The organism is Acidovorax sp. HMWF029 (genome assembly GCF_003060895.1).
Taxonomy (GTDB): domain Bacteria; phylum Pseudomonadota; class Gammaproteobacteria; order Burkholderiales; family Burkholderiaceae_C; genus Acidovorax.
Genome location: NZ_QAIH01000131.1, coordinates 1 through 11,677, shown reverse-complemented (window position 1 = coordinate 11,677; position 11,677 = coordinate 1). Strand labels below are relative to the sequence as shown.

Here is an 11,677-nt window from a genome sequence, read left to right as displayed (position 1 = left end):
GTGGCCGACGGGCGGGCGGGCAGGTGCGTTGGTGTGGTCATGGTCGCGGCCTTGTGTGTCCGGCGTTGCATTCGCTTTTCAAAACCGCTCGGGCTGAGCCTGTCGAAGCCTTGCGCGGCGCTTCGACAGGCTCAGCGTGAACGGTGGGGAGGGCAGACGAGGAGCGGAACGGGTGCTTGGCGGCCCACCTGCTTTCAGGCCGCAACGGTGTAGCCTTCTTCGGCAATGGCGGCGGCCAGGGCCTCGCGCGGGGCGGTGCTGTCCACGTCCACCTTGCCGCTGGCGCGGTCGATGCGCACCTGGGCGGTGGGGTCTACCTGCTGCACGGCCTGGGTGACGGCGCGTTCGCAGTGGCCGCAGGTCATGCCCTGCACTTGGAAAGTGGTGGTGGGTGCCATGGTGTGTCCTTGTAGGTGTTGAAAAGGCCGCCGTTGGTGCGACCGCAGTGAATGGTGAAGCTTGACATCGTGGCAGAGTCAAACGCCGTGCAAGCCACTCATGGTGTGAGGGTTGATAAAAATCAATGCTTGACCTTGCCATCACGTCAAGGATCAGCATCCCCGTCATGAACACCATCATCACCCCCTCCGATACTGCGCCCGGGTCCGTTCACTCGCTGGACCTGGGCATTTCTGGCATGACCTGCGCGAGCTGTGTGGGCCGCGTGGAGCGCGCGCTGCGCAAGGTGCCGGGCGTGCAGGAGGCATCGGTCAACCTGGCGACCGAGTCTGCGCGCATTGCCTTTGTCCCCAGTGTGGGCGCTGACGCTGCGGCCATGGAGGCGCTGCTGCGCCGTGCGGTGCGCAATGCGGGCTACGAGCCGCGCGCGGCGGGGCAGGAGGATGCACCGCAGGACGAGTCGCCCTGGGTGGGGTTTCTGCCTGTGGGCATGGGCCTGCTGCTGTCGGCGCCGCTGGTGCTGCCCATGGTTGGCGACCTTTTCGGCCAGCGCTGGATGCTGCCCGCCTGGGTGCAGTTTGCGTTGGCCACGCCGGTGCAGTTCATCCTGGGTGCGCGCTTTTACAAGGCGGGCTGGCATGCGGCCAAGGCGCTGAGCGGCAACATGGATTTGCTGGTGGCGCTGGGCACGAGTGCGGGCTGGGGCTTGTCGATGTGGCTGTGGCTGACGGCGCCCACCGACCACCCGGGGCATGTGCCGCACCTGTACTTTGAGGCGTCTGCGGTCGTCGTCACCCTCGTGTTGCTGGGCAAGTGGCTGGAGGCGCGTGCCAAGCGCCAGACCACGGCTGCCATCCGCGCGCTGCATGCGCTGCGGCCCGATGTGGTGCATTTGCTGAGCCAGAGCGGCGAGGTGGATGTGCCGGTGGCCGAGGTGCTGGTGGGCGACCGGCTGGTGGTGCGGCCCGGTGAGCGCATCCCTGTGGATGGCACGGTGCACGAGGGTCACACGCAGGTGGATGAATCCATGCTGACCGGCGAGCCCCTGCCCGTGGCGCGCGATGTGGGCGCGGCGCTGACCGGCGGCTCGATCAATGGCGATGGCCGCATCGTGATGGCGGTGACCGCCGTGGGTGCCGAGACGGTGCTGGCCCAGATCATCCGGCTGGTGGAAGACGCACAGGCGGCCAAGGCGCCGATTCAGCGGCTGGTGGACCAGGTATCTGCCGTGTTTGTGCCCGTGGTGCTGGTGGTGGCCCTGGCCACGCTGCTGGGCTGGCTGTGGATGGGCGTGGGCATGGAGGCCGCACTGATCCACGCCGTGGCGGTGCTGGTGATTGCCTGCCCCTGTGCGCTGGGGCTGGCCACGCCAGCGGCCATCATGGCGGGCACGGGCGTGGCGGCCAAGAACGGCATTTTGATCAAGGACATGCAGGCGCTGGAGCTGGCCCACAAGGTGGATGTGGTGGCCTTTGACAAGACCGGCACGCTGACGGTGGGGCGGCCCCGGCTGACGGCGTTGGAGGTGGTGCCCGGCCTGAACGAAGCGACTGTGATGGCGGCGGTGGCGGCGGTGCAAAGCGGCAGCGAGCACCCCCTGGCGCGTGCGGTGGTGGCAGCTGCTGGCGAGCGGCCGATCACCGTGGTCACCGCGCAGGACGTGCGCGCCGTGCCCGGGCGCGGCACCGAGGGGGAGGTGGACGGCCAGAGCACCCTGGTGGGCAGCTTGCGCTGGATGCAGGAGCTGGGCGTGGACCTGGGGCCGCTCGCAGGCCGCGCGGATGCCTTGCAGCGTGAGGGCGCCACCGTATCGGCTGTGGCGCAGCGCACCGCGCAAGGTCTGCAATTGCAAGCACTGATGGCTTTTGGCGATGAACCCAAGCCCGGTGCGCGCGAGGCGCTGGCGGCACTGAAGGCGCGGGGCATCCGCACGGTGATGATCTCGGGCGACAACCGGGGCGCGGCCGAGGCCATGGCCCGGCGCCTGGGGCTGGACCCCGGCGCGGGCGAGGTGATGGCGGAGGTGTTGCCGGGCGACAAGGCGGCCCGGGTTGTGGCGTTGCAACAGGGCGCCGATGGCAGGCACCATCATGTTGCGATGGTAGGGGACGGCGTTAACGATGCCCCGGCGCTGGCGGCTGCCGATGTGGGCATGGCCATGGGCAATGGCACCGATGTGGCCATGCACGCGGCGGGCATCACGCTGATGCGGGGCGACCCGATGCTGGTGGCGGCGGCGCTGGATATTTCGCACCGCACGGTGATGAAGATCCGGCAGAACCTGTTCTGGGCGTTTGCGTACAACGTGGCGGGTATTCCGCTGGCGGCGCTGGGCTACCTGAGCCCGGTGGTGGCGGGTGCAGCCATGGCGCTGAGCTCGGTCAGCGTCATGGCGAATGCCCTTCTACTCAAGCGGTGGCGCGTGTGATAAACATGTGCTGGCGCATCCCCGTTGTCTGGCAAACTGCAACACTTTGTTTCGAAGTGCGTGCCATGGGGGGCTGAGAGTCCGGCGCGCACCATACCCATATGAAGGACGACAGATCATGAAACTCTTTTCGGTCATGCGGCAGTTCACCATACGTTTGCGCATGCTGGGGGCCATCGGCGTGGTGCTGGGGCTGTTGGGCATGCTGGGGGGCGCGGGCATGCTGGGTATGTTCCGAATCCATGACATGAGCCAGAACTTCATGGACAACGCCTTCGTCAAGGTGAGCACCATGGCAGACCTGCACAGTGAGATGGGGGCCATCCGCCAGTACGAGAAGGACATGATCATCGCCTACGAAAAGCCCGAGGCAGTAAAGGCCGCCCACACCAAGTGGTTGGCCAGCCACGACAAGGCCAAGAAGATTGCGGGCAAGTTTCTGGAAGGGGGCGAGGACGCTGACAACGTGGTGGTGCGCAACATCATCTCCAAGCTTGACAGCTACAAGGACCTGTTTGCCCATGTTGCACGCCAACTGGAAGCCAGCGGCTACGACACGGCCACCATTGCCAATCGCATGAGTGGCAAGGCCGTGGCCGAATTCGACTTGGCCGACAAGCTGATGGTGGAGCTGGACACGGTGTTGCGCAATGAGGTCCGCCAGTCGGTGGCGCAGCAGGGCCAGGTCTCTGACCAGACCAAATGGCTGTTTGTGCTGGCAGTGCTGATTACGGTGGTGGTGGTGGTCCCCACCACGCTGATGAACATGAACTCCATCTGCCGTCCGCTGGAAGAGGCACGCAAGATGGCGCAGGCCATTGCGGGTGGTGATCTCTCGCAGAACATTGCGGCCGAGGGCAAGGACGAAGTGGCCGACCTGCAGCGCGCGTTGCGCGACATGCAGAAAGGTCTGGGCGCGCTGGTGGCGCAGGTGCGCGATGCCAGCGGTAGCATTGCCACGGCCAGCCAGGAGATCGCCTCGGGCAACCAGGACCTGTCTCAGCGCACCGAACAGACTGCCAGCAATGCACAAGAGGCCGTGGCTTCGCTGTTGCAGCTCACGTCCACCGTGCAGCAGACGGCGTCTTCGTCGCAGATGGCCAACCAGCTGGCGGCATCGGCATCGCAGATGGCGACGCACGGCGGGGGTGTGGTGCAGCAGGCCGTGGCCAGCATGCACGAGATCTCGGCATCGAGCCGCAAGATCGGCGACATCATCGGCCTGATCGATTCCATTGCTTTCCAAACCAATATCCTGGCGCTGAATGCCGCCGTGGAAGCCGCCCGTGCGGGTGAGCAGGGCCGGGGCTTTGCGGTGGTGGCCAGCGAAGTGCGCAGCCTGGCGCAGCGCAGCGCAGCAGCAGCGAGCGACATCAAGGGCCTGATCCAGAGCAGCGTGACGGCGGTGGATGGCGGCGTGCGCCATGTGGAAGAAGCGGGCACGGCCATGAAGGACATCATGAGCAGCGTGCAGCGCGTGGGTGACATCATTGGTGAGATCACGGCAGCGGCGTCCGAGCAGTCGGCCGGCATTGGCCAGGTGAATGGCTCGGTGGGCGAGATTGACCGCATGACGCAGCAGAACGCCGCGCTGGTGGAGGAGTCAGCCGCCGCCGCCGCGTCGCTGCGCGAACAGGCAGCGCGTCTGTCGCAGGTGGTGCAGCAGTTCCGCTTGGCTGACAGCGGGCATGCTGCAGCAGTGGGGCATTTTGCGGGTGGGCACTCCATGGCGCTGGCACCTGCCCCTGCGCCCACTGCCAGGGCGCTTGCGGCCCCGTCTGGCAATGGCATTGATCTGGAGTCGGCCATCAAGGCCCACGCGCAGTGGCGCGCCAAGCTGCGCAATGCCGCCCAGCAGCGTGAGCATCTGGATGCGGACACCATCGGCCGCGACGATTGCTGCGAACTGGGCCGCTGGCTGCATGGCAAGGGACAGGGCTCCTATGGCGCTTTGCCGGCGTTCCAGTCGCTGGTGGACCGGCACCGAGAATTCCACGAGGTGGCAGGTGGAATCGCCAGGATCATCAACCGTGGCGCTTACGCGGAAGCGGAGGAAGCGCTGGCTGGCAACACGCGGTTCTCCCAAGCCTCCAGTGCGGTGGGCGCAGCGATCGTTCAGCTGCGCAACCAGCTCTGATCACTGTATCGGTGGACCCGATCCTGGCCTGGCGGAGGCTCTGAATCCAGCGATGCGGCGTACCGTGCGCAAGGTCCTGCAGGCTTGGCTTGCAGGACCTTTGCTCTTTGGGGGCAGCGCCATGGTGCGGGCGGTGCGCCGCCACGTTCTGCGCCCGGTTTGTTGACCTGCCTCATGGGGGACGGGCCCCTGGCGTGGCACCCTTGGCCCTGTTGTTCATTCTGCGGGAGCGTGCGCCATGTCATCGATCAGCCTGCGAACCATTCGCGAGGAGCATGCGTCGCTCGCGGCGGTGCTGCACTCGCTGCGCCTGATGCTCGACCAGGGCCCGGGCGACGATCCCGCCGCGTTTTTTGATGTGATGCGGGCGATGCTGTTCTACATCGACGAGTTTCCCGAGCGGCAGCATCACCCCAAGGAATCGCAGTGGCTGTTCCCCCGGGTGGCCGAACGCTCGCCCCAGGCCGCCGAGGCCATTGCGCAGTTGGAACGCGAACACGCGGGTGGCGAGGCGGCCGTGCGCGAGCTGCAGCACCTGCTGCTGGGCTGGGAGCTGATGGGCGATGCGCGGCGCGAGGTGTTTGCCCAGGCGCTGCAGCGCTACATCCGCTTCTACCTCGACCATATGCGGCTGGAGGAGTCTGTGGTGCTGCCAGCGGCCCAGGAAAACCTGCTGCCGGGTGACTGGGTGGCCATCGACGCGGCCTTTGCCAGCAACACCAACCCGCTGGCCCCGGGCAAGCCGCGCGATGTGGCGTATGACCGCCTGTTCACCCGCATCGTGATGCGGGCTCCCAGTCCGATAGGGCTTGGAAGCCCCCCCTGAGTCGCCTTCGGCGCCTTCCCCCTCAGGGGGGACGCCGCCAGCGCACGCGAGCGCAGCGCTGCCTAAGCAGCTTGGCGGCCCTTGCGCGGCGGCCGCTGGCTTGCTCAGCGCCAGTTGTCACCAGCGCGCCCCGCCGGGGCTGGGTGCGAACTCAGGCGCTCAGCGCCGGGTAGTCCGTATACCCCTCGGCCCCACCGCCGTACAGCGTGGCCCGGTTCACCTCGTTGAGCGGGGCGTTGGTTTTGAGGCGCGCCACCAGGTCGGGGTTGGCAATGAAAGGGCGACCAAAGGCCACGATGTCGGCGCCATTGGCGATGGCTGCATCGGCCAGTTCGCGGGTGTAGGCGTTGTTGACCATCCATGCACCCTGGCCGCCCGCAGCGCGGTAGGCGGCCTTGAGGGCGGTGTAGTCAAACGGGCGGCCTTCCACTTCGCGCGGGCCGCCGGTGGCGCCTTCAATGAGGTGGAGGTACGACAGGCCCAGGGGCCCGAGCTGGCGCACCACGTAGTCGAACAGCGGTTGCGGGTCGGCATCGACAATGTCGTTGGCGGGGGTGACGGGCGACAGGCGGATGCCGGTGCGGCCACCGCCGATTTCCTCGACGATGGCGCGGGTCACTTCCAGCAGCAGGCGGGCGCGGTTCTCGATGCTGCCGCCGTAGGCGTCGGTGCGCTGGTTGGCGCCGGTCTTGAGGAACTGGTCGATCAGGTAGCCGTTGGCGGCGTGGATCTCGACGCCGTCAAAACCGGCCTCGATGGCGGCACGGGCGGCGCGGCGGTAGTCGGCCACGATGCCGGGAATCTCGGCCAGCTCCAGCGCGCGGGGCATGGAGGTGGGCGTGAAGGTGGGCACGCCGTCTTTGATGAGCACGGTCTTGGTGTTGGCCTGCAGGGCTGAGGGTGCCACGGGCGCGGCATTGCCAGGCTGCAGGTCGGTGTGCGAGACACGGCCCACATGCCACAGCTGCACCACGATCTTGCCGCCTGCTGCGTGCACGGAGGACGTCACCTTTTTCCAGCCCGCAATCTGCTCGGGCGCATACAGGCCGGGTACGTCGGCATAGCCCTGGCCCTGCTGGCTGATGGCGGTGGCCTCTGAAATGATCAGGCCCGCGCTGGCGCGCTGCGTGTAGTAGGTGGCGACCAGGTCGGTGGGGATGGCATTGGGCGAGCGGTTGCGCGTGAGCGGCGCCATGGCAATGCGGTTGGCCAGTTGCAGGTCACCGGCTTGGACGGGGTCGGACAGGAAAGGCATGGTTCGAGGCTTTCGGAGAAAAAGGGTTGCAGACCATCGATGGAACGGGCGCAAGCGTAATGCTGCAGCGCAAAACTTGCAGCGCACATGTGTCAACAAGGCTTCTGTTTTTGTGATAACCGCGCGGGCGGTTGGCGTGCCGGGCGCTGGCACCGGCACGCTCTACCGGGCTGCGGCAGAATCAAAACGCCATGCCCACACGCCCAGCCCCTGTTGACATTCCTGCTTCTTCCTCCACAGCGCCCATCCAGGCCCTGTGGCTGGCTGTGGCGCTGTCCATGGGGGCCGCGATTTCGCTGGGCATCACGCGCTTTTCCTATGCCCTGCTGCTGCCACCTATGCGCGAAGACCTGGGCTGGTCGTACACCCTCGCCGGGGGCATGAACACTGCCAATGCGCTGGGCTACCTGCTGGGTGCGCTGGCCACGCCGCTGCTGCTGCGGCGGGCCGCTGCGGGCCGGGTGTTGCTGGTGGGGGCGGTGCTGGCTTCGGTGTTCATGGGGCTCAGCGGGTTTTTTACCGCTGCGCCTTGGCTGCTGCTGCAGCGCCTGCTGGCCGGGGTGGCCAGTGCGCTGGTGTTCATCGCCGGGGGTTTGCTGGCCGCGCGGCTGGGCGCGCATGAGCCTGGGCGCAGCGGTCTGCTGCTGGGGCTGTACTACGGGGGCACGGGCTGGGGCATCAGCCTGTCGGCGTTGCTGGTGCCGGGCGTGCTGGCGGCAGCGGGGCCCGTGCCGCACCCCTGGGCGTGGGCCTGGTGGGCGCTGGCGCTGGCTTGCGCGGCGGCCACGGCGGTGTTGTGGTGGCCCGCCCAGGCTCTGCAGGTGCTGGCCCCGCCACCGGCCAGCCCCACGGCGTTCAACATCACGCCGCCGCCCGCCAGGCTGCACTGGCGAGCCCTGGCCCCTGCGCTGCTGGGCTACGGGCTGTTTGGCGTGGGCTACATCGGCTACATGACCTTTGTGGTGGCGCTGCTGCGCGAGCAGGGCGCCAGTGGGGGTGCGATCACGGGCTTTTATGCGCTGCTGGGGCTGGCCGTGGTGCTGTCGTCGCGCATCTGGGCTGGTCTGCTGGACCGCAGCCGCGGCGGCGAGGCGCTGGCGCGGCTCAACGCGCTGCTGGGTGTGGCGACTCTGTTGCCCGCAGTCACGGGCGCATGGCCGGTGGTGCTGGCATCGGGCCTGCTGTTTGGCGGGGTGTTTCTGTCGGTGGTGGCATCCACCACCGCCCTGGTGCGGCACAACCTGCCGCAGGCGCTGTGGGCCAGCGGCATCAGCGCGTTCACCATCGTGTTTGCGGCTGGGCAGATCGTGGGGCCCACGGTGGTGGGCTGGATCGCCGATGGCCCCGGAGGCTTGGCGCGCGGGCTGGTGTTCTCGGCCTGCGCGTTGTGGGTGGGGGCGCTGGTGGCGTGGCGGCAGCGCCCCTTGTAACCCCAGCCTTACTTCAGCAGCCCTTCAGCCTTCATCGCGGCTTGCACCGCAGGGCGGGCACCCACGCGCTCGCGGTAGGCCGCCAGATTCGCCAGGCCGGAGATGTCAAGCTTGGTGGGTTGGGTCCAGTTGGTCACGGTGAACAGGTAGCCGTCGGCCACGGTGAACTGCTCGCCCATGAGGTACTGCTTGCCAGCGAGCTGGTCGTCCACCCACTGCAGGCGCTGCAGCAGGCGCTCGCGCACCAGGGGCTTGTAGCCCTCGGGGGTGGCGGGGTTGAACAGGGGGCTGAAGCCCTTGTGCAGCTCGGTGCCAATGAAGGTCAGCCATTCTTGCAGGCGGTAGCGCGCCAGGGTGCCGTTGGCGGGGGCCAGTTGCTTGTCGGGCACCTGGTCGGCGATGTATTGCACGATGGCCGGGCCTTCGCGCAGGCGCTCGCCGTTGTCCAGTTCCAGCACGGGCACGTAGCCCAGCGGGTTGATGGTGTAGTAGTCGGTGCCGTCTTGCAGCTTGTGGCTCTTGGTGCTGGCCAGCACGGGGGTGTAGGCCAGGCCTGCTTCGTGCAGGGCGATGTGGGGGGAGAGCGAGCAGGCGCCGGGCGAGTAGTACAGCTTCATGGATAGGTCCTTGAAAACGGTCGGAAACCGCCGATGCTATGCGTTGCGCAGGATTCTTGCAGGCGCCGGGGCACAACCCCGGCACCTGCTCTGAGGTGCGTCTGGGATGGGACGCGTCAGCTGTCGTAGCCTGGAAGGTCGCGCTGCACCTTGCGCAGCAGCGCAGGCCAGGCAAAGGCGCCGCCTAGGCCGCCCGTCTGCACGCGCATGGCCTGGGCCACGCCCTTCACGATTTGCGGGTTCACCTGTGTCAACTCGCCACCTGCCTGCGCATCAATCTGGATGCGGCATGTGTTCTCGAAGGTGTACATCGACAGGAACGCGTCGGCAATCGTCTTGCCCACGGTGAGCAGCCCGTGGTTGCGCAGCATGAGGAAGTTGGCCTCGCCCAGGTCGGCCTGCAGGCGGGGCTTTTCCTCGTCGCGGAAGGCCACGCCTTCGTACTCGTGGTACGCCAGCGAGCCCAGCACAAAGGTGCTTTGCTGGCTGATGGGCAGTACACCGCACTTTTGCGCGCTCACGGCCACGCCAGCGCGCGTGTGGGTGTGCAGCACGCAGCCCGCCTCGGGCCGGGCCTCGTGCACGGCGCTGTGGATCACAAAGCCAGCGGGGTTCACGGGGAAGGGCGAGTCGTGCAGCTTGTTGCACTGCATGTCCACTTTGATCAGGCTCGACGCGGTGATTTCGTCAAACATCAAGCCATAGGGGTTGATGAGGAACTGGTGCTCGCCCGGGCCCGAAACCGATTCGGGTAGCTTGGCGCTGATGTGGGTGAAGACCAGGTCGCTCCAGCCATACAGCGCAACGAGCCGGTAGCAGGCGGCAAGGTCGCAGCGCAGTTGCCATTCTTCAGGGCTGACGCTGGCTTGCAGCGAGGGGATGGTGAGCATGGGGTGGTGTCTCCGCTGTTGTGGTTGGGGGAGGCACCACTGTAGGCCGATGGGGCGCGGGTGACTGTCAGGCACGCTACACAGGCGGGGGGTGGATCAGAAGGCGCTATAAAAATAGTAGCTTTCGAGGCAATGCAGTCGCGCGGAGAAGGCCTTTTTTGCCTGAAATCACGCGGCGGGCGTCTCCGGAATCGGTGCGCGCATGCCTGCGTTGATCAGGTTCCAGCCGTTGATGATCGCAATCGCAAAACCCAGGTCGGAGATTTCCGCATCGCTGAACACGGCCCGCAGCCTGGCAAATTCTTCGTCGCTCGCATCGCTGTGGGGCGTGGCGGTGATGATCTCGGCCCAGCGCAGTGCGGCGCGCTCGCGCTCGCTGAAGAACGGTGCCTCGCGCCAGCCCGCCACCGCGTTCAGGTGGCGCGGCGCCATGCCGTCCTTGACCAGCACATGCCAGTGCATGTCCATGCAATACGCACAGCCGTTGATTTGCGAGACGCGCAGGAAAACCAGCTCTGTCAGGCGCAGGCCCAGGGAGCCCTTCTTGACGGTGTCGGACAGGTTCACCAGGCCCATGAAGGCCTGGGACGAGAGCTGGTGGTAGGGGAGGCGGGCGGTGTGCTGGGGCATGAAAAACTCCTGAAGGGTTGGAAAGAAAACAAACTGCTCTGGAAGAAGCCGCAGTGAACGGGCTGCTGCCGCCTTCCATACCCTTCAAGACGTTGAGCGGTGCGCGGTTGTGACAGGCCGGGCACCCTCCTAAAAAATCTTTCGCCTCTTTCGCCTCTGTCGCCTCTGTCGCCTCAGCGTTCGTCCAGCATTGCTGGCACCCCCGCCAGCTTGTCCGGGTTGCGCACCGCATAGATCGCCGTGATGCGCTCCCCATCCGTCACCAATGCCTGCGCCGATTCGAGTTGGCCGTCCACGTAGCGCAGCAGCCCCGGCTCGCCATTGATGAGTGCCATGCGGTACACCACCTGCGCACCCAGGCGAAGGAACAGGGCCCAGTACAGGTTGGCAATGCGAAACGGCCCCACCAGTGGCTTGGGGAAGGACGGCACCTTGCCGCCGCCGTCGCCGATGAGCTGCGCGTCCTCGCTCAGCAGGGCTTCGATGGCGTTGCGGTCGCCGCTCTGGGCCGCGACCATGAAGCGCTGCAGCAGTTGGTGATGCACATCGCGTGGCACCTCAAAGCGGGTGCGTGCCTGCTGCACGCGTTCGCTCGCGCGGTGCACCATCTGGCGGCAGGCGGCTTCGGTCTTGCCCAGCTGGGCGGCGATCTCGGGGTAGTCGTAGTCGAACACCTGGCGCAGCAAAAAGGCTGCGCGTTCCTCTGGCCCCAGGCGCTCCAGCACATACAAAAAGGCCACCGACAGCTCGCCCGCCAGCTCGGCGGCTGCCTCCGGCGTGTGGTGGTGCGGCGCATCGCCGGTGGTGGGGTCGTGCAGCTCCACCAGCGGCTCGGGCAGCCACCAGCCCACATAGGCCTCGCGCTCGGCCTTGAGCGCGCGCAGCCGGTCGATGGACAGGCGCGTGACCACCGTCACCAGCCAAGCCTCGGCCGACTGCAGCGCGGTGGGGTCCTGGCGGCTCCAGCGCAGCCAGGCGTCCTGCAGCACATCCTCGGCATCGGCGCGCACGCCCAGCATGCGGTAGGCAATGCCGAACAGGCGCGGGCGCAGGGGGGTGAAGGGG

10 protein-coding genes and 1 pseudogene are annotated in these 11,677 nt (G+C 67.0%); 5 read left to right on the top strand and 6 right to left on the bottom strand.

Features of this window, described 5'->3' with window-relative positions; genetic code table 11:
* Window positions 1–194: 194 nt before the first annotated feature.
* A complete protein-coding gene (locus DBR12_RS08900) occupies window positions 195–398 on the bottom strand; it encodes a heavy-metal-associated domain-containing protein (RefSeq protein ID WP_108616926.1) in 204 nt (67 codons plus the stop codon).
* Window positions 399–565: 167 nt separating this feature from the next.
* Here DBR12_RS08900 and DBR12_RS08895 point away from each other — a divergent pair, with 167 nt between their 5' ends.
* From DBR12_RS08895 to DBR12_RS08885, 4 genes and pseudogenes are all read left to right on the top strand, one after another.
* Window positions 566–2,827, top strand: a complete 2,262-nt coding sequence (locus DBR12_RS08895; RefSeq protein WP_108616925.1) for a cation-translocating P-type ATPase — start codon at window positions 566–568, stop codon at window positions 2,825–2,827.
* Between the two features lie 118 nt (window positions 2,828–2,945).
* Window positions 2,946–4,607, top strand: a pseudogene (locus DBR12_RS08890) (methyl-accepting chemotaxis protein); the annotation flags it as partial.
* A gap of 9 nt (window positions 4,608–4,616) precedes the next feature.
* Window positions 4,617–4,964, top strand: a complete 348-nt coding sequence (locus DBR12_RS22665) for a CZB domain-containing protein (protein WP_369861430.1) — start codon at window positions 4,617–4,619, stop codon at window positions 4,962–4,964.
* Between the two features lie 238 nt (window positions 4,965–5,202).
* On the top strand, window positions 5,203–5,790 hold the full coding sequence (locus DBR12_RS08885) for a hemerythrin domain-containing protein (protein WP_108616923.1): 588 nt from the start codon (window positions 5,203–5,205) through the stop codon (window positions 5,788–5,790).
* A gap of 151 nt (window positions 5,791–5,941) precedes the next feature.
* On the opposite strand, the gene DBR12_RS08880 is transcribed toward DBR12_RS08885, so the two are convergent.
* Window positions 5,942–7,045 carry an alkene reductase gene (locus DBR12_RS08880; protein WP_108616922.1) on the bottom strand — a complete coding sequence of 368 codons (1,104 nt, stop codon included), beginning with the start codon at window positions 7,043–7,045 and terminating at the stop codon, window positions 5,942–5,944.
* Window positions 7,046–7,236: 191 nt separating this feature from the next.
* On the opposite strand from DBR12_RS08880, the gene DBR12_RS08875 reads away from it, so the two are divergent.
* Window positions 7,237–8,475 carry a YbfB/YjiJ family MFS transporter gene (locus DBR12_RS08875; protein ID WP_108616928.1) on the top strand — a complete coding sequence of 413 codons (1,239 nt, stop codon included), beginning with the start codon at window positions 7,237–7,239 and terminating at the stop codon, window positions 8,473–8,475.
* A gap of 8 nt (window positions 8,476–8,483) precedes the next feature.
* Here DBR12_RS08875 and gstA read toward each other — a convergent pair whose 3' ends face one another.
* The 4 genes from gstA to DBR12_RS08855 all read right to left on the bottom strand — a co-directional run.
* The gene (gene gstA / locus DBR12_RS08870) at window positions 8,484–9,092 is read right to left on the bottom strand and encodes a glutathione transferase GstA (protein WP_108616921.1); all 609 of its coding nucleotides are present in this window, start codon (window positions 9,090–9,092) and stop codon (window positions 8,484–8,486) included.
* 116 nt (window positions 9,093–9,208) lie between these two features.
* Window positions 9,209–9,982, bottom strand: coding sequence for a class II aldolase/adducin family protein (locus DBR12_RS08865; protein ID WP_108616920.1), 774 nt, complete (start codon window positions 9,980–9,982; stop codon window positions 9,209–9,211).
* Window positions 9,983–10,150: 168 nt separating this feature from the next.
* Window positions 10,151–10,612, bottom strand: coding sequence for a carboxymuconolactone decarboxylase family protein (locus tag DBR12_RS08860; RefSeq protein WP_108616919.1), 462 nt, complete (start codon window positions 10,610–10,612; stop codon window positions 10,151–10,153).
* A gap of 173 nt (window positions 10,613–10,785) precedes the next feature.
* Window positions 10,786–11,677: RNA polymerase sigma-70 factor (locus DBR12_RS08855; RefSeq protein ID WP_233244367.1), on the bottom strand; the 892-nt coding region annotated here is incomplete at its 5' end.

Bases quoted from the DNA above. Each gene is read 5' to 3' on its own strand.
- DBR12_RS08895 (WP_108616925.1), top strand. From the start codon at position 566: ATGAACACCATCATCACCCCCTCCGATACTGCGCCCGGGTCCGTTCAC.
- DBR12_RS08880 (WP_108616922.1), bottom strand. From the start codon at position 7,045: ATGCCTTTCCTGTCCGACCCCGTCCAAGCCGGTGACCTGCAACTGGCC.
- gstA (WP_108616921.1), bottom strand. From the start codon at position 9,092: ATGAAGCTGTACTACTCGCCCGGCGCCTGCTCGCTCTCCCCCCACATC.
- DBR12_RS08885 (WP_108616923.1), top strand. From the start codon at position 5,203: ATGTCATCGATCAGCCTGCGAACCATTCGCGAGGAGCATGCGTCGCTC.
- DBR12_RS08875 (WP_108616928.1), top strand. From the start codon at position 7,237: ATGCCCACACGCCCAGCCCCTGTTGACATTCCTGCTTCTTCCTCCACA.
- DBR12_RS08900 (WP_108616926.1), bottom strand. From the start codon at position 398: ATGGCACCCACCACCACTTTCCAAGTGCAGGGCATGACCTGCGGCCAC.
- DBR12_RS08865 (WP_108616920.1), bottom strand. From the start codon at position 9,982: ATGCTCACCATCCCCTCGCTGCAAGCCAGCGTCAGCCCTGAAGAATGG.
- DBR12_RS08860 (WP_108616919.1), bottom strand. From the start codon at position 10,612: ATGCCCCAGCACACCGCCCGCCTCCCCTACCACCAGCTCTCGTCCCAG.